Here is a 17,122-nt window from a genome sequence, read left to right on the forward strand (position 1 = left end):
AGTCAGCGTATCCATCCCGTCGCCAGCGCCGAGGCGAGTTCGGCCTGGCCGTGCTGGCGCGCCAGCGCCGCCATTGCCGCGTGGTCGTAGGGGATGTGGCGGAAGGTTACGTCCCAGCCACCATCGACCCGCTCGAGGATCGCATAGCGCGCATCGGGCGAACCGGCCTCCACGACATGCGGATGCGGCTTGCCGGCGCGATAGCCGGGCGAGCCGACGCTGCCGGGATTGACGATCAGCCGGCCGTCGCGAAGCCGCACGGCGCGCGGAGTGTGCGTGTGTGCACAGAGGATCAGCGATTGCGGCACGCCGGCCGCTCTCGCCTCGATCGCTTCCAGCGAGGACATGCAGACTTCGCCGCCCGGCAGCACGGTCTCGAGCCAGTAGGTCTCGTCATCCTGGGGCGTTGCATGACAGAGGAAAACCTCGTCGCGATAGATCGAATTCGCCGGCAGCGTGCGCAGCCAGTCAAGATGCTGCGGCTCGAGCTGGGTATAGGTCAGCCGCTCCCAGGAACCCATTTTCTCATGCGGGCGGTCGATCAGATAGCGGTCGTGATTGCCGAGCAGATGGACCGCATCGAGCGCCATCAGCATATCGATGGTGGGCCGGGCGTCGAGCGGCCCGCTCACCATGTCGCCGAGGTCGACGATGTCGGAAATGCCCTGCGCGCGGATGTCCGACAGCACGGCTTCGAGCGCGAGATGGTTGCCGTGGACGTCGGCGATCGCGGCAAAACGCATGGTATGATGTCCTGCCGTAGCCCGGATGCAGCGAAGCGTAATCCGGGAGGGCTTCCGTGACGGATTGAAAGGCCCGGATTTCGCTTCGCTGCATCCGGGCTACAACACAAACGTTATGCAGGAGGCGTGCCGTTGGCCGCAAGCACGGGACCGGCAAGATACAGCGAGCCCGTGATCAGGATGCGGGGCGGCACCTCGTAGGCCAGCGCGGCAAGCCGCCGCAAGGCGGCGTCGACGCCATCAGCGATCTCGACCCGCATGCCGAGCGCCCGCGCGGCGTCAGCCAACCTGCCCGGCGCCATGCCGTTGTCGCGGCCGGGCACCGGGACGGCGATAATGTGGCGGGTCAGTCCGGCGAAATTGGCGAGGAATGCGTTGGCATCCTTGTTGGCCATCATGCCTGCGATCACGACCAGCGGCCGCGACACGCGCTCCTCGAGATCGCCGAGCGCCGCGGCCGCGACGCGTCCGCCCTCGGCATTGTGCCCGCCGTCGAGCCAAACCTCGGAGCCCTGCGGTCCCTGGCCGACCAGCGCGCCGGAAACCAGCCGCTGCATCCGCGCCGGCCATTCCGCATTGACGATGCCGGCTTCAAAGGCCGCGATGTTGAGCTTGAATGCGTCGATCGCGCGCAGCGTCGCAATCGCAAGGCCAGCATTGTCGAACTGGTGCCGGCCGAACAGTTTTGGCGCGGCGAGATCCAGCAGGCCGCGCTCGTCCTGATAAACCAGCCGGCCCCGCTCGACGCCGACATGCCATTGCTGGCCGGCCGCGTGCAGCGGCGCGCGCATGCGGTTCGCCTGCGCCTCGATCACGGCCATCGCATCCGGCGCCTGCTCGGCCGAGATCACCGGCACCTTGCGCTTGATGATTGCGGCCTTCTCGCCGGCGATTGCCGTCAGATTGTCGCCGAGGAATTCCATGTGATCCATGCTCACCGGCGCGATCACCGAGGCGAGCGGCGTCTCGACCACATTGGTCGAATCGAGCCGGCCGCCGAGCCCGACCTCAAGCAATGCGACATCGGCAGGATGCTTGGCGAACAGGCAGAACGCCACCGCCGTTTCCATCTCGAAGATGGTGATGGGATTGCCGGCGTTGATGCGTTCGCATTGCTCGAACGTCTCGCGCAGCTCGTCGTCACCGACGAGCTTGCCGCCGCCGACGGCGCCCAGCCGGTAGCATTCGTTGATCCGGACCAGATAGGGCGAGGTGAAGACGTGCACGCGCAGGCCGGCGGCTTCGAGAATCGCGCGCAGATAGGCGATGGTCGAGCCCTTGCCGTTGGTGCCGGCGACATGGATCACCGGCGGCAGCTTGCGCTCGGGATGATCGAGCCGCTCCATCAGGCCGCGCATCCGATCGAGGCTGAGATCGATGCGCTTGGGATGCAGCGCCGATATCCGCGCGATCAACGCCTCGAACGAGGCTTGCGGTGAGGCGGCGCTTGCGGTCACGCGTGCGGCGCAGCCGGCACCGTCTCAGGCGCCGTGACGATCTGGGCCGGTTCGATGACCGGTGCCGTGGGCTTCGATACGGATTCGAGCGCCGGCGCCTTGGTCAGCAGGCGGCACAGCCGCGCCAGCGTGGCCTTCATCTCGTGGCGGTGCACGACCATGTCGACCATGCCGTGCTCGCGCAGATATTCGGCGCGCTGAAAGCCGTCCGGCAGCTTCTCGCGGATGGTCTGCTCGATCACGCGCGCTCCGGCAAAGCCGATCAGCGCACCCGGCTCGGCGATCTGGATGTCGCCGAGCATCGCATAGGACGCGGTGACACCGCCGGTGGTCGGATTGGTCAGCACCACGATGTAGGGCTGGCGCGCCTCGCGCAGCATCTGCACGCCGACGGTGGTGCGCGGCATCTGCATCAGCGACAAGATGCCTTCCTGCATCCGCGCGCCGCCGGATGCGGCGAACACAATGAAGGGCGACTTCTTCTCGACCGCGAGCTCGAGCCCGCGCACCATGGCTTCACCGGCGGCCATGCCGAGCGAGCCGCCCATGAAATCGAAATCCTGCACCGCGACCACGACGCCGGCGCCCTCGAGCTTGCCGTAGCCGACCTTGATCGCGTCGTTCAGCCCGGTCTTGGTGCGGGCGTCCTTGATGCGGTCGACATATTTGCGCTCGTCGCGAAATTTCAGCGGATCCGCCGTCACCTCGGGCAGCGCGACGTCGAACCAGGTCTCGTTGTCGAAGATCGACTTCAGTCGCGCCACCGCGCCCATGCGCATGTGGTAATTCGAGCCGGGGATCACGAACTGGTTGGCCTCGACGTCCTTGTAGAACACGAGCTGCCCGGAATCCGGGCACTTGATCCAGAGGTTCTCCGGCGTCTCGCGCCGCAGGATGTTGCGGATCTTCGGCCGGACGACGTTGGTGAGCCAATTCATGGTTCGCTCCGAAATGCGGATCGGTTCCGCACCAGCTGGATATATGGCGGGCCGGGCGAGCCCGGCAAGCCGCCATCGGCGGCCTTGTTGCCGCAAAATGTGGCTTATTCAGCGGCCTGTTTGGCGCCCCGGACCCCCTGCGCCAGCGCCGACACCAGGTCCGCCACCGCGCTCACGGTCTTCGGCGTCGCGCGGCCCTCGGCATCGAGATTGGCACGCACCACATCGACGATCGCGGTGCCGACCACCGCGCCGTTGGCGTTCTCGGCGATCGCGCGCGCCGTCTCCGGGGTGCGGATGCCGAAGCCGACGCAGACCGGCAGCTTGGTGTGCCGCTTGATGCGGGCCACGGCTTCCGCGACCACCTTCGAATCGGCCGTCGCGGCGCCGGTGATGCCGGTGATCGAGACGTAATAGACAAAGCCCGAGGTGTTGGCGAGCACCGCCGGCAGCCGCTTGTCGTCGGTGGTCGGCGTCGCCAGCCGGATGAAGTTCAGCCCGGCCTTCATCGCGGGGATGCAGAGCTCGGTATCTTCCTCCGGCGGCAGATCGACGATGATCAGGCCGTCGACGCCGGCGGCCTTGGCATCGGCCAGGAAGCTGTCGACGCCGTAGATGTAGATCGGATTGTAGTAGCCCATCAGCACGATCGGCGTGGCGTTGTCCTCCTTGCGGAAGTCGCGGACCATCGCCAGCGTCTTGCGCAGCGTCATGCCGCCCTTCAGCGCGCGCAGCCCGGCGGCCTGGATCGACGGGCCATCGGCCATCGGGTCGGTGAAGGGCATGCCGATCTCGATGACGTCGGCGCCGGCCTTCGGCAGCGCCTTGAGGATGTCGAGGGAAGTCTTGGCGTCGGGATCGCCGGCCATCACGAAGGTGACGAAGGCGGAACGGCCCTGCTGCTTCAGCTCGGCGAAACGTGCGTCGATACGGGTGGTCACTTCTTCCTCGCCTTCAAGATGTCGCCGACCTGCGGCACGTCCTTGTCGCCGCGGCCCGAGAGGTTGACCACCATCAGGTGATCCCTGGGCCGCTGCGGTGCGAGCTCGGACAGTTTCGCGATGGCGTGCGCCGATTCCAGCGCGGGGATGATGCCCTCGAGCCGCGACAGCAGCTGGAATGCGGCCAGCGCCTCCTCGTCGGTCGCCGAGAGATACTTCACGCGGCCGGTCTCGTGCAGCCAGGCGTGCTCCGGGCCGATGCCGGGATAGTCGAGGCCCGCCGAGATCGAATGCGCTTCCTCAATCTGGCCGTCGGCGTCCATCAAGAGATAGGTGCGGTTGCCATGCAGTACGCCGGGACGCCCGCCGGCCAGCGAAGCGGCGTGCAGCTGCGTCAGTCCGTGACCGGCGGCCTCGACGCCGAAGATCTCGATCAAGGGATCGTCGAGGAACGGATGAAACAGGCCCATCGCATTGGACCCGCCGCCGATGCAGGCAATCAGCGAATCTGGCAAGCGGCCCTCGGCCTCCTGCATCTGCTTGCGCGTCTCGTGGCCGATGATCGACTGGAAATCACGCACCATCATCGGATAGGGGTGCGGACCCGCCACCGTGCCGATGCAATAGAAGGTGTTGTGCACGTTGGTGACCCAATCGCGCAGCGCGTCGTTCATCGCGTCCTTCAGCGTGCGCGCGCCCGACTGCACCGGGACGACCTTGGCGCCCAGCATCTCCATGCGGATCACGTTCGGCTGCTGCCGCTCGACGTCGACCGCGCCCATATAGACCACGCATTCGAGCCCGAACCGCGCGCACAGCGTCGCCGTCGCCACGCCATGCTGGCCGGCGCCGGTCTCGGCGATGATGCGCTTCTTGCCCATGCGGCGCGCGACCATGATCTGGCCGAGCACATTGTTGACCTTGTGCGAACCGGTGTGGTTGAGCTCCTCGCGCTTCAGATAGATCTTGGCGCCGCCGAGATGCTCGGTGAGCCGTTCGGCGAAATAGAGCGGCGAGGGCCGGCCGACATAGTCCTTCAGATAGACGTTCATTTCGGCCTGGAACGCCGGATCGGCCTTGGCGTCGGCATAGGCTTTTTCGAGATCGAGGATCAGCGGCATCAGCGTTTCCGCGACGAAGCGTCCGCCGAAAATGCCGAAATGCCCGCGCTCGTCGGGACCGCTGCGGAAGGAATTGGGCAGGTTTGGATTCATCGAACCATCAGTTCTTCTTGCCGGCTTGCGGCGCTGTTTCCGCTCCCTCGCCCCGCTCTTGCGGGGAGAGGGCTGGGGTGAGGGGTTTCTCCGCTCGCTCGATCATCGTTGCAAGCCCCCTCACCCGCCCGCGCGTTGCGCGGCCGACCTCTCCCCGTTCACGGGGAGAGGTGAAGAAGGCTGGGTTGCGCGCGCGGCGCGGATGAAGGCGCGGATCAATTCGGGATCCTTGACGCCGGGCGTGCGCTCGACGCCCGACGAGACATCGACGCCGCTGGCGCCCGTGACGCGGACAGCTTCAGTGACGTTGTCGGCGTTGAGCCCGCCGGAGACCATGTAGGGCAGCGCGAGATCGAGATTTTCCAGCACGTGCCAATCGAAGGGCGCGCCGAGGCCACCCGGCCGCGTGGCGTCCTTCGGCGCGCGGGCATCGAACAGGATGCGATCGGCGACGCCGGCATAGCCCGGCAGCGGAGCAAGGTCGGCCGATGTCTCGACCGGCAGCGCCTTCATCAGCGGCAGGCCGAACTTCGCCTTGATGTCGCGCAGCCGCGCCGTGGTCTCCTTGCCGTGCAATTGCAGGATATCCGGCCGCAACGTCTCGACGATGTTTTCCAGGGTCGCATCGTCGGCATCGACGGTCAGGGCGACCTTGACGGCGCGGCCCTTGGCGCGGCTGCCGAGCTCGCGCGCGGTCTCGAGGCTGATGTGACGTGGCGACGGCGGAAAGAATACGAACCCCACCATGTCGGCGCCGCCCTCAAGCGCGACGTCGAGCGTCTCGCGCGTGGACAGGCCGCAGATTTTGACGAGCAGGGGCATGGTCTCGAAACGGGTCTCAAAACGGGTTTTCGGGCGGCCGGAACCGGGGGCGGTCCCCGGTCCGACGGGGCGGGTTCTACAACGTCGCGCCCAGCTTGTCTCGCCCGGCGGCCCCGTAAAAACCTGATAGGGCCGGGGCCGGACGGCGCTGCGCGTCGTCCCGGGAGGCGGCGGCCCTGAGCTCGGCGAGCTCGGCGCGGACGTGGCGGGCGTCAGCCTCGTGCTGCCGGGCCGCGCGGCGCCAGCGCCCTTGCTTGAACCAGGTTCCGATGCCGCCCGCGATCACGCCCAGGATCGCGGAGGCGATAATGACGACGAACAGCGGCAGTGTGACTGCAACCGTCGGGGTCACCGAATTGAAGGGATCGAACGACACCGTCACCCAGTGACGGTTGGCGACTGCAAAAATGATGAAGATCAGTCCGAGCGGAATGACGACCACTGCCGTGAAGAACTTTCGCATGACCATCTCTCGCAGCGATGGAGAAAGTGCGGGCATATCGCCCGCAGCACGGCAACGCCTGACGTCGCGCCTTAGGCGTCGGCCTTAAGCATCAGCCTTGGGCGCATCGACCTTGGCGGCGCCCGCCTCGGTCACGTCGCGGTTGAGACGCTCGCGCATTTCCTTGCCGGTCTTGAAGAACGGCACGCTCTTCTGGTCGACCGGCACATGCTCGCCGGTGCGTGGATTGCGGCCGGCGCGCGCCGGGCGGTGCTTCACCGAGAATGCGCCAAAACCGCGCAGCTCGACACGGTCGCCACGTGCCAGCGCCGCGACGATTTCATCGAGAATCGCATTCACAATATTCTCGACATCCCGCTGATAGAGGTGCGGGTTGTGCTCGGCGATGCGCTGAACAAGTTCGGATTTGATCATCGAAAGTGGGATCCGGGCTCTTGCGGAAACCCATTTCCGTGAAAATGCCGTGCACTGTCAAGACGCTAAATCGATTTAAGGCGCCGTGAAATCACGTGACAAATAGCCCAATTGGGGCATGCGGCGATTCCCGCAAAGCGGGAATAGCCTGATGAGCACGCCTTTGGCAGCCGATCAGTTGGTTCCGGCCGGGCTCCACAGCGCCAGCATGCCGTCCAGCCCGAACCGGTCGACTGCCTCGGCCACGCCGCCCTGCTCGATCCGCCGCGCGATCGCGCCAAGACCGAACGCATCGAGCGTCACGGACGCCGCCGTACGCAGGAAGGTCAGGTCGCCGAACCGCGGATTAAGCTTGTAATTGCGCACCGGCAGGTCGCTTTTGACCTTCTTCTCGGCAACCAGCCAGGCGATCGCGGTCTTCTCGTCCCCCAGCTGATCGACCAGCTTGAGATCGACCGCCTGCCGGCCGGTGAAGACGCGACCGTCCGCGACCTTCTCCAGCAGGTCATCGTCCATGCCGCGCCGTTGCTTCACCAATCCACGGAACCATGCATAGGAGTCCTTGACGAGACCGTCGATCGCGGCGCGGGCCTCCGGGCTGGTGGGTTCGAAGCCGTTGGGCGCGGCCTTCAGCGGGGAAGATTTGATCTCCTCCATTTTCACGCCGACAGTCTTGAGCAATTCCGAAACGTTCGGATACTGGAAGAGAACGCCGATCGAGCCGACCAGCGAGGTCTGCTGGGCGACGATATGATCGGAGGCGATCGCCGTGATGTAGCCGCCCGAGGCGGCCAATCCCTCGACCACGACGACAAGCGGCTTCTTCGCCTTCAGCTGCATCAGCGAGTCGTAAAGCTGCTCGGAGCCCGCAGTGGTGCCGCCAGGCGAATTGATGTGCACGACAACAGCCGCATAGCTCGACTTGCCGAGCCGCTCCAGCGCCTCGACGCGATCCTGGTCGCTACGGATCAGTCCGTCGATATTGACCCGCGCGATCGTGTTCGATGTCGAGAAGCCGCCGCGCCCGCCGGCGGCGATCACGCCCACGCCGACAATGGCCGCGATCGCAATGACCGCGGCGGCGACGCGCCAGAACGTCAGTTTGCGCCTGATGCGGCGACGATCGACGATCACGTCTGAATCCAGCGACATCGGATCTCTCCAGAAATGGTCAGCGCGCAATCCGCGCGTTTTGCAGTCGCAGCGTCACTATCAGCTTAGCCAAATACATCAATTGCGACGCAATATGAAGAAAACAAGGCCCGGTATTCGGAGACACTCGTAGCCCGCGTGCACGTGCCCTTCATCCCGGTCGCGCCTTAACCTCCCCTTGAAAAGGGAGGTCGCTTTGCTCGCCAGAGCAAAGCGGTGGGGATCGGGATCAGCTCTCTCCATGAGCAGCATCGCCTGTGGCTGACCCCCATCCCTACCTTCCCCCTTTCAGGGGGAAGGGGAAGAGAAATCGGTAGCCCGGATGAAGCGAAGCGTAGTCCGGGAGGCTTCAGCAGCGCGGATTGAAAGTCCCGGATCGCTTCGCTCCATCCGGGCTACGCGGCAAGATACACAAAAGGGGCCCCGGCTTGCGCCGGGGCCCCGATTGTTCGCTCAAATCACGCGAACGCTTACTTGTCGGTGCCGCGGTTCTTCAGCGCGGTGCCGAGGATGTCGCCAAGCGTCGCACCCGAATCGGAGGAGCCGTACTGCGCGATGGCCTCCTTCTCTTCGGCGACTTCCAGCGCCTTGATCGAGACCTGCACCTTGCGGGCCTTCTTGTCGAACTGGATGACGCGGGCATCGACCTTCTCGCCGACGGCGAAGCGCTCGGCGCGCTGGTCGTTGCGATCGCGGGCCAGCTCGGACCGCTTGATGAAGGTGGTGAACTCGGTGCCCGAAATCCGGACCTCGATGCCGCTCTCCTTCACTTCGAGCACTTCGCAGGTCACGACCGCGCCCTTCTTGACGTCGCCCGGCTCGGCGAAGGGGTCGCCTTCGAGCTGCTTGACGCCGAGCGAGATCCGCTCCTTCTCGACATCGACATCGAGCACCACGGCCTTGACCATGTCGCCCTTCTTGAAGTTGTCGATGACCTGCTCGCCCGGAAGCTTCCAGTCGAGGTCGGAGAGGTGGACCATGCCGTCGACATCGCCCTCGAGACCCAGGAACAGACCGAACTCGGTCTTGTTCTTGACCTCGCCCTCGACCACCGAACCGACCGGGAACTTCTCGACGAAGACTTCCCAGGGATTGCGCATGGTCTGCTTGAGGCCGAGCGAGATACGGCGCTTGACCGAATCCACTTCCAGCACCTGCACTTCGACTTCCTGCGAGGTCGAAACGATCTTGCCGGGGTGCATGTTCTTCTTGGTCCACGACATCTCGGAGACGTGGATCAGACCTTCGATGCCCGGCTCGAGCTCGACGAACGCGCCGTAGTCGGTGATGTTGGTGACGCGGCCGGTGAAGCGGGCACCCAGCGGGTACTTGCCCTCGATGCCCTGCCACGGATCATCCAGCAGTTGCTTCATGCCGAGCGAGATGCGGTGCGTCTCGTGGTTGATCTTGATGATCTTGACCTTCACGGTCTGGCCGATGGTCAGCACCTCGGTCGGGTGATTGACGCGGCGCCAGGCGATATCGGTCACGTGCAGCAGGCCGTCGATACCGCCGAGATCAACGAACGCACCGTAATCGGTGATGTTCTTGACCACGCCGTCGATCACCTGACCCTCTTCGAGGTTCTGCACCAGCTCCTGGCGCTGCTCGGCGCGGGTCTCTTCGAGAACCGTGCGGCGCGACACCACGATGTTGCCGCGGCGGCGGTCCATCTTGAGGATCTGGAACGGCTGCGAATTGTTCATCAGCGGCGCAACGTCGCGGATCGGACGAATGTCGACCTGCGAGCGCGGCAGGAAGGCCACCGCACCGTCGAGGTCGACCGTGAAGCCGCCCTTGACCTGGTTGAAGATGACGCCGTTGACCTTTTCGTTGTTCTGGAAAGCCTTCTCGAGCTTGCCCCAGCTTTCCTCGCGGCGCGCCTTGTCGCGCGACAGCACGGCCTCGCCGAGCGCATTCTCGATACGGTCGAGGAACACCTCGACTTCATCACCGACCTTGAGATCGCTTTCACGGCCGGGGCCGGCGAATTCGCGCAGCGCAACGCGACCTTCGGTCTTCAGGCCGACGTCGATGACGGCCATGTCCTTCTCAATTGCAACCACCTTGCCCTTGATGACCGAGCTTTCCTGCAAATTGCCGCCGGCAAAGGACTCATCAAGCATCGCCGCGAAGTCGTCGCGGGTGGGAGTATAGGAAGACGCAGAATTCGAAACCATTTGTTCTCCAGATGCGGGATCTTGCCGGCCGTTCGGGTTGATGGGCGCACCGTGCGTGAAGTGTCGGGGTTCCGCAAACCCTGACGACCGCTCATTGCAGGAGGTGCAACAGCGGGCCGGCAGCAAGACTGCACGTTCGGTACGTATGATTGATCCGGAACCTGAAACGAAAATATCGACTGCAAGACCTGGGAGCGGGCGTTCCTCCAGATGCGGCGTTGGTTTCGTTTGAGGTTGACTCAAACCCATCGCCGGCCCGCTCAGACACGGCCTCGACATCGTCGATGCTGCTCCGAACGGCGCTGATATAGCCCTGCATGCGACTTTCGGCAAGCAGGAAATGCCCCATTTTGCTGGGTTTTCGGGCCGAAAGCGCCGCGACGGCCCGCGATTCTAGCGCCTGGCGCGCGCGGCCTCGACGATGGCGATGGCGGCACGCACGCCGGCCTCGATGTCGAGGTTCGAATTGTCCAGCGTGTGGGCGTCCGGAGCCGGCCGCAGGGGCGCGATCGCCCGGTTCTTGTCCCGCTCGTCGCGCTTGAGGATGTCGGCGAGCACCGCCTCTTCGTCGGCGTCCTCGCCGCGGGCGCGCGCCTCCAGCGTGCGCCGCCGCGCCCGCACGCGGGGGTCGGCGACCACGAAGATCTTCACGTCGGCATCCGGGCAGATCACGGTGCCGATGTCGCGTCCGTCCAGCACTGCACCGGGCGGATCGGCGGCGAACTGGCGCTGAAAATTCACCAGGACCTCGCGAACCTGCGGAATCGCCGACACCACGGAGGCGGCATCGCCGACCTTCTGGGTCTTCAGGATCGGATTGCCGAACTTTTCGGGGTCGAGCTCGAGCGCCGCGGCCACGGCCAGCACCTCGTTGCTGAGCTCGGCGCCGGCCTGCATCATCGCATAGGCCACCGCGCGGTAGATCACGCCGGTGTCGAGATGACGATAGCCGTAGTGGTGGGCGAGTCGCTTGCCGAGCGTGCCCTTGCCCGAGGCGGCGGGTCCGTCGATGGCGATGATCATGCGAAATCAGCTCCGAGCGCGCGCATCATCGGGATGAAATCCGGAAAACTGGTGGCGATGAAGGCGGTATCGTCGATCTTCACCGGCCGATCGGAGGCGCAGCCCATCACCAGCGCCGACATCGCGATGCGGTGATCCATATGCGTGGCAACGAGGCCACCGCCTGGAACATGGCCGTGGCCCTCGACGATCAGATCGTCGCCGGACACCTCGACCTTGACGCCGTTGACCCGCAGCATGTCGGCGGTTGCTTCAAGGCGATCGGATTCCTTGACGCGCAGCTCCTGCAGGCCGCGCATGATCGTGGTGCCCTCGGCGAAGGCGGCCGCGACCGCCAGCACCAGATATTCGTCGATCATCGACGGCGCGCGCTCCGGCGGCACCTCGACGCCCTTCAGCTTCGAGGCACGCACCCGCAGTTGCGCCATCGGCTCGCCGGCATCACCGCGCACCTCGCTCTCCTCGATCGAGGCGCCCATCTCGCGCAGCGTGGTGAACAGGCCGGTGCGCAGCGGATTGGTCATCACGTCGGAGAACACGACATCGGAACCTGCGACGATCAGCGCGGCCACGATCGGGAATGACGCGGAGGACGGATCGGCGGGCACTACGACGTTGGCGCCGTGCAGCTCGGGCTCGCCGTGCAGCGAGATCCGGCGGCCGTGGCTGCCTTCCTTGTCGGAGGAGATCTCGGCGCCGAAATGCTTCAGCATCAGCTCGGTGTGGTCGCGGCTCGCCTCCTGCTCGATCACCGTGGTGATACCGGGGGCGGAGAGCCCCGCCAGCAGCACCGCGGACTTGATCTGGGCCGAGGCGACCGGCGTCTTGTAGACGATCGGCACCGGATAGCGGGCGCCGTGCAGGGTGAGCGGCAGCCGGCCGCCCTCCCTTATGTTGCTGGTTCGGGCGCCCATCAGCTCCAGCGGGTCGAGGATGCGGCGCATCGGCCGCGAGCGCAGCGAGGCATCGCCGTCGAAAATGGCGGCGATCGGGCAGCCGGCCACCGCGCCCATCACCAGCCGGCAGCCGGTGCCGGAGTTGCCGAAATCGAGCGGCGTGGCGGGCTGTGCGAAGCCGCCGACCCCGACGCCGGAGACCGTCCAGGCGAACGGCGCCGTCCGCTCTACTTTGGCGCCCAGCGCGCGCATGGATTTGGCGGTATTGAGGACGTCCTCGCCCTCCAGGAGGCCGGAAATGCGGGTCTCGCCGACCGAAAGCGCCCCCAGGATCAGGGCACGGTGGGAAATCGATTTGTCGCCGGGAACGCGGACCGTGCCGGCCAGGGGGCCGCACGCGCGCGATTCCAGCGGGGTCGGGGTGTCAGAATGGGCCAAGATTGTGTCCTCTCGCGCCGCGGCAGGTATCACATAGGCAACACCGCGTCACGCGCCCGTCAAATGCGCGCAAACCGCTATTGACAGCGGCCCCTCAACTAGCCAAGTGAAGCTCCGTTTTTCAGGAAAATTCTGGGATTACCACGTGGCCAAGTCCGAGCTCGGAACCAAGCGCATTTGCCCGACCACGGGCAAGAAGTTCTACGACCTCAACAAGAATCCGGTGATCTCGCCCTATACCGGCGAAGTCGTGCCGATCGCGCCGGTCGCCCCGCCGCGGGGCCGTGGCGCCACCGTCAGTTCGCCTGCGACCGCAGCCGACATGCCGGAGCCCGCCGAGGCCGAAGAGATGGTCTCGCTCGAGGAGGCCGATGCCGAGGAGAACACCGGGAAGGTCAAGGCCCAGGTTCCCGAATCCGAGGACGATATCGAGGTCGATGAGACAATCGACGACGATGACGACGACGATTCGACCTTCATCGCCGACGAGGAAGAGGGCGATGAGGACGTCACCGACATTATTGGTGACGTCGGCGGCGACGAAGAGACTTGAGATCGGCGCCGATCTATGATCAACGGTGCTGCCGCGCGAGTCGTCTAGGCCTCGCGGCCGGGATCGATCCCCCAGGATCATCCAAACTGGATAAGGGGCCATAGCTCAGCTGGGAGAGCGCTTGCATGGCATGCAAGAGGTCGGCGGTTCGATCCCGCCTGGCTCCACCACGCTTCGCCCTTCGGGCTACGCGTGGTGTCCGGCGTAGCCCGAAGGGCGAAGACGCCCCCTACTCCCCTAGCACCGCATTCAGCCGGTCGCGCAGCGCGACGATCTCGTCCTTCATCGCCATTAGTTCGCCAACGGTGCAGTCCGAGGCCGCGAGGATCGACTGCGGCACGGCCCTGGCCTTTTCGCGCAGCACGTGACCCTGCGGCGTCAGCGCGATCAGCACCACCCGCTCGTCTTCGGTGCTCCGGGTCCGCCTGATCAACTCGGCCGCCTCCAGCCGCTTCAAGAGCGGCGTCAGCGTGCCGGAATCCAGGAACAGGCGCTCGCCAAGGTCCTTCACCGCCACGTCGTCGCGCTCCCACAGCGCCAGCATCACGAGATACTGCGGATAGGTCAGCCCGAGCCGGTCGAGCAGCGGCTTGTAGACGCGGTTGAAGGCGTGCGCGGTCGAATAGACCGCAAAGCAGATCTGGTTATCGAGCCGCAATGCCTGATCCGCCGCCGTCGGTTTCCTGGCCATGATTCCCATCGAATCCATCTCGTTTCCGGGTCATTCTGGGCTCACGGGACCGCGGATTCAATTGCGAACAATTAAATGTGAGGCCGCATATTTTATATTGTGCGCAATATATTTGCGTGCAATACACGTGTCGTTGAATTCAAGCCCAACCCACCAAGGGAGACGACGATGTCTGTGAACGTGCTCTACAAGACCAGCGCCAAGGCAACCGGCGGCCGCGACGGCCATGCAGCAACGCTCGACGGCGCGCTCGACGTCAAGCTCACGACCCCGAAGGAACTCGGTGGCGGCGGCGGTGCCGGCAACAATCCGGAGCAGCTGTTCGCGGCCGGCTATGCCGCCTGCTTCATCGGCGCGATGAAGTTCGTGGCCTCGCAGGGCGGCCCCAAGGTTCCCGCCGACGCCTCGGTGACCTCGACGGTCGGCATCGGCCCGCGCTCGGAAGGCGGCTTCGGCCTCGCCGTCGAGCTCGCGGTGTCGCTGCCCGGCCTTGCGCGCAACGATGCCGAAGCGCTGGTCGAGAAGGCCCACCAGGTGTGCCCCTATTCCAACGCGACCCGCGGCAATGTCGACGTCAAGCTGAGCGTCGTCTAATTCCACACCACGCAATGGTCCGCCGCGACGCGTGGCGGACCATGCTCTTTCAGCGGCTGGTTCGCTTGGCGAACGCATGCGCCGCCTGCTGCATGGGCCTGCGCCGACGGAAGCATTGCTGGGCCGGCTGAAGACCGTTAGCTCTGGGACCCTCGTTATCTGATCCCAACTGAGCGAAGGTTGCTCCCATGAATACCCCAGCGGCTACGGGCGCGATGACCGGCCTGCGCGTGATCGATCTGACGCGCGTGCTCGGCGGCCCGTATTGCACCCAGATTCTCGCCGACCACGGCGCCGACGTGATCAAGGTCGAGCCGCCCGCCGGCGACGAGGTGCGCGACTGGGGTCCTCCCTTCCATGACGAGGATGCGGCCTATTTCGTCGGCATCAACCGCAACAAGCGCTCGATCGGCCTCGACCTCGCTTCCGAGGGCGGGCGTGCGGTGCTGATGAAGATGCTCGAGACCGCCGACGTGCTGATCGAGAATTTCAAGCCAGGCACGCTCGACAAATGGGGCATCGGCAACGACGTGCTGCGCGCGAAATTTCCGCGCCTCGTGCATTGCCGGATCTCCGGCTTCGGCGCCGACGGCCCGCGCGGCGGCAATCCCGGCTATGACGCGATCATCCAGGCGATGACCGGCATGATCGCCGCGACCGGCTCGCCGGAGAGCGGTCCGATGCGGATCGGCGTGCCGCTGGTCGACATCACCACCGGGCTCTACGCCACGATCGGCATCCTGATGGCGCTGTCGGAGCGGCAGCGCTCGGGGCTCGGCCAGTTCATCGAGACGACGCTGTACGAAACCGGACTCGCGATCATGCATCCGCACACCGCGAACTACTTCATGCATGGCAAGCCGCCGTCGCTCACCGGCAACGAGCATCCCAACCTCGTTCCTTACGCGATCTTCCCGACCAAGACCGACAACATCTTCATCGGCGTCGGCAATGACGGAACCTTCCGCAAGCTCGCCAAGGAGATCGGCAAGCCCGAGCTCGGCACCGATCCGCGCTTTGCCCGCAACAAGGACCGCATCGCCAACCGCGATGCGCTCCGCGTCGAACTGGCCGCGGTGTTCAGCCAGCACGAGGCCGAGCCGCTGTGCAACCGGCTGCTCGCCGCCGGCCTGCCGGCAGGACCGGTGCAGAAGATCGACCAGGCGCTGACCAACCCGCACACCATCCACCGCGGCGACGTCATCGAGAAGGATTGGTACAAGGGCGTCGCCTCGCCGATCCGCCTCGAACGCACCAAGCCGAACCTGCGCCGCACACCGCCGAAGTTCAGCCAGCACGCCGCGGAAGTGCTCGGCGAGTTCGGCTACTCGAAGGACGACATCAACGGCCTGGTTGAAAAGGGCGTGGTCTGCGGTCCTCAGCGTAAGCGCTAAAGGCGTTTTCGAGCCTGTCCCGCACGTGATGCGGGATGGGCACCGGTTCGCGTCAGAACAAAGCCGGAGCGTCGGCCCGTATCGAACCGGCCGACGCATCAACACTGCGGTGCAACGTCGCGGCCGGCGTTGCACCGCACGGATGCGGCTGCGGTCTTCGCCTTTTTTACCGCTTCCCTTCGCTTCGGCTTCCCCCCTACCATGACTTTCGTTTATACGGTCATTTGAACGTCATCCGGCGCTGATAACGCGCGCAACGAAAGACGACGTTCCAATTGGGAGGGGTTTTGATGTTCTTTCGACGACTAGGCGCTGCCGCGGCAGCCGCTGCCACGCTCGCATTCGCGTCGCCCGCGTTCGCGGTGACCGAGATCCAGTGGTGGCACGCGATGACCGGCGCCAACAACGACGTCATCGTCAAGCTGGCCAACGACTTCAACGCCTCGCAATCCGACTACAAGGTGATCCCGACCTACAAGGGCGGCTACGCCGACACCATGAACGCCGGCATCGCCGCGTTCCGCGCCGGCAACGCGCCGCATATCATGCAGGTGTTCGAGGTCGGCACCGCGACGATGATGGCCGCCACCGGCGCCGTCAAACCGGTCTACAAGCTGATGGCCGACGCCGGCGAGAAGTTCGATCCGGCCGTCTATCTGCCCGCGATCACCGGCTACTACTCGACCTCCAAGGGCGAGATGCTGTCGTTCCCCTTCAACTCGTCGTCGACGGTGATGTGGATCAATCTCGATGCGCTGAAGAAGGCCAACATCGCGGAGATTCCGAAGACCTGGCCGCAGGTGTTCGACGACGCCAAGAAGCTGAAGGCAGCCGGCTATAACACTTGCGGCTTCTCCGGCTCGTGGGTCACCTGGGTCAATCTCGAACAGCTCTCGGCCTGGCACAATGTGCCGCTCGCCAGCAAGGCCAATGGCCTCGACGGCTTCGACACCGTGCTCGAATTCAACGGCCCGCTGCAGGTCAAGCATCTCGAGAACCTCGTCGAGCTGCAGAAGGACAAGACCTACGACTATGCCGGCCGCACCAACACCGGCGAAGGCCGCTTCACTTCCGGCGAATGCCCGATCTACCTGACCTCGTCGGCCTTCTTCGGCAACGTCAAGGCGCAGGCCAAGTTCAACTTCACCGCGGCGCCGATGCCGTATTATCCCGACGCCAAGGGCGCGCCGCAGAACTCGATCATCGGCG

17 protein-coding genes and 1 tRNA gene are annotated in these 17,122 nt (G+C 65.2%); 5 read left to right on the forward strand and 13 right to left on the reverse strand.

Features of this window, described 5'->3' with window-relative positions; all coding sequences use genetic code 11:
- Nucleotides 1–2: 2 nt before the first annotated feature.
- The 12 genes from AKL29_RS05915 to aroA form a co-directional block, all read right to left on the reverse strand.
- On the reverse strand, nucleotides 3–743 hold the full coding sequence (locus AKL29_RS05915) for a metallophosphoesterase family protein (protein ID WP_050383452.1): 741 nt from the start codon (nucleotides 741–743) through the stop codon (nucleotides 3–5).
- A 113-nt stretch (nucleotides 744–856) separates the two neighbouring features.
- A complete protein-coding gene (locus AKL29_RS05920) occupies nucleotides 857–2,101 on the reverse strand; it encodes a bifunctional folylpolyglutamate synthase/dihydrofolate synthase (RefSeq protein ID WP_430648857.1) in 1,245 nt (414 codons plus the stop codon).
- A gap of 95 nt (nucleotides 2,102–2,196) precedes the next feature.
- A complete protein-coding gene (gene accD, locus AKL29_RS05925) occupies nucleotides 2,197–3,138 on the reverse strand; it encodes an acetyl-CoA carboxylase, carboxyltransferase subunit beta (RefSeq protein ID WP_050383454.1) in 942 nt (313 codons plus the stop codon).
- Nucleotides 3,139–3,242: 104 nt separating this feature from the next.
- Complete coding sequence (gene trpA, locus AKL29_RS05930) at nucleotides 3,243–4,079, reverse strand: tryptophan synthase subunit alpha (RefSeq protein ID WP_028337544.1); 837 nt, start codon at nucleotides 4,077–4,079, stop codon at nucleotides 3,243–3,245.
- Nucleotides 4,076–5,293, reverse strand: a complete 1,218-nt coding sequence (gene trpB / locus AKL29_RS05935; RefSeq protein WP_050383455.1) for a tryptophan synthase subunit beta — start codon at nucleotides 5,291–5,293, stop codon at nucleotides 4,076–4,078. Before trpB ends, trpA begins: the two co-directional genes overlap by 4 nt.
- A gap of 120 nt (nucleotides 5,294–5,413) precedes the next feature.
- Nucleotides 5,414–6,115, reverse strand: a complete 702-nt coding sequence (locus AKL29_RS05940; RefSeq protein ID WP_050383456.1) for a phosphoribosylanthranilate isomerase — start codon at nucleotides 6,113–6,115, stop codon at nucleotides 5,414–5,416.
- A gap of 76 nt (nucleotides 6,116–6,191) precedes the next feature.
- Nucleotides 6,192–6,578, reverse strand: a complete 387-nt coding sequence (locus tag AKL29_RS05945; protein ID WP_028337541.1) for a lipopolysaccharide assembly protein LapA domain-containing protein — start codon at nucleotides 6,576–6,578, stop codon at nucleotides 6,192–6,194.
- An 84-nt stretch (nucleotides 6,579–6,662) separates the two neighbouring features.
- Complete coding sequence (locus tag AKL29_RS05950) at nucleotides 6,663–6,992, reverse strand: integration host factor subunit beta (RefSeq protein ID WP_016847379.1); 330 nt, start codon at nucleotides 6,990–6,992, stop codon at nucleotides 6,663–6,665.
- A 174-nt stretch (nucleotides 6,993–7,166) separates the two neighbouring features.
- Complete coding sequence (gene sppA, locus AKL29_RS05955) at nucleotides 7,167–8,144, reverse strand: signal peptide peptidase SppA (protein WP_028337540.1); 978 nt, start codon at nucleotides 8,142–8,144, stop codon at nucleotides 7,167–7,169.
- Nucleotides 8,145–8,614: 470 nt separating this feature from the next.
- Nucleotides 8,615–10,324: a 30S ribosomal protein S1 gene (gene rpsA / locus AKL29_RS05960; protein WP_028337539.1), complete on the reverse strand. Its 1,710-nt coding sequence runs from the start codon at nucleotides 10,322–10,324 to the stop codon at nucleotides 8,615–8,617.
- A gap of 393 nt (nucleotides 10,325–10,717) precedes the next feature.
- The gene (gene cmk, locus AKL29_RS05965; protein ID WP_018269281.1) at nucleotides 10,718–11,347 is read right to left on the reverse strand and encodes a (d)CMP kinase; all 630 of its coding nucleotides are present in this window, start codon (nucleotides 11,345–11,347) and stop codon (nucleotides 10,718–10,720) included.
- A complete protein-coding gene (gene aroA / locus AKL29_RS05970) occupies nucleotides 11,344–12,681 on the reverse strand; it encodes a 3-phosphoshikimate 1-carboxyvinyltransferase (protein WP_050383457.1) in 1,338 nt (445 codons plus the stop codon). The genes cmk and aroA overlap by 4 nt, the downstream gene beginning before the upstream one ends.
- A gap of 145 nt (nucleotides 12,682–12,826) precedes the next feature.
- On the opposite strand from aroA, the gene AKL29_RS05975 reads away from it, so the two are divergent.
- Nucleotides 12,827–13,234 (forward strand): TIGR02300 family protein, encoded by a 408-nt coding sequence (locus AKL29_RS05975; RefSeq protein WP_028337537.1) that lies wholly within the window; start codon nucleotides 12,827–12,829, stop codon nucleotides 13,232–13,234.
- A 94-nt stretch (nucleotides 13,235–13,328) separates the two neighbouring features.
- Nucleotides 13,329–13,404 (forward strand) — tRNA-Ala (locus AKL29_RS05980).
- Nucleotides 13,405–13,463: 59 nt separating this feature from the next.
- On the opposite strand, the gene AKL29_RS05985 is transcribed toward AKL29_RS05980, so the two are convergent.
- Nucleotides 13,464–13,925, reverse strand: coding sequence for a MarR family winged helix-turn-helix transcriptional regulator (locus AKL29_RS05985; protein WP_050383610.1), 462 nt, complete (start codon nucleotides 13,923–13,925; stop codon nucleotides 13,464–13,466).
- A 168-nt stretch (nucleotides 13,926–14,093) separates the two neighbouring features.
- Here AKL29_RS05985 and AKL29_RS05990 point away from each other — a divergent pair, with 168 nt between their 5' ends.
- From AKL29_RS05990 to AKL29_RS06000, 3 genes are all read left to right on the forward strand, one after another.
- Nucleotides 14,094–14,519 carry an organic hydroperoxide resistance protein gene (locus AKL29_RS05990; RefSeq protein ID WP_026192038.1) on the forward strand — a complete coding sequence of 142 codons (426 nt, stop codon included), beginning with the start codon at nucleotides 14,094–14,096 and terminating at the stop codon, nucleotides 14,517–14,519.
- A gap of 188 nt (nucleotides 14,520–14,707) precedes the next feature.
- Nucleotides 14,708–15,913 carry a CaiB/BaiF CoA transferase family protein gene (locus AKL29_RS05995; RefSeq protein WP_028337534.1) on the forward strand — a complete coding sequence of 402 codons (1,206 nt, stop codon included), beginning with the start codon at nucleotides 14,708–14,710 and terminating at the stop codon, nucleotides 15,911–15,913.
- A gap of 290 nt (nucleotides 15,914–16,203) precedes the next feature.
- Nucleotides 16,204–17,122: extracellular solute-binding protein (locus tag AKL29_RS06000; protein ID WP_244481774.1), on the forward strand; the 919-nt coding region annotated here is incomplete at its 3' end.

This window comes from Bradyrhizobium pachyrhizi (assembly GCF_001189245.1).
In the GTDB taxonomy this organism is placed as follows: Bacteria; Pseudomonadota; Alphaproteobacteria; order Rhizobiales; family Xanthobacteraceae; genus Bradyrhizobium; species Bradyrhizobium pachyrhizi.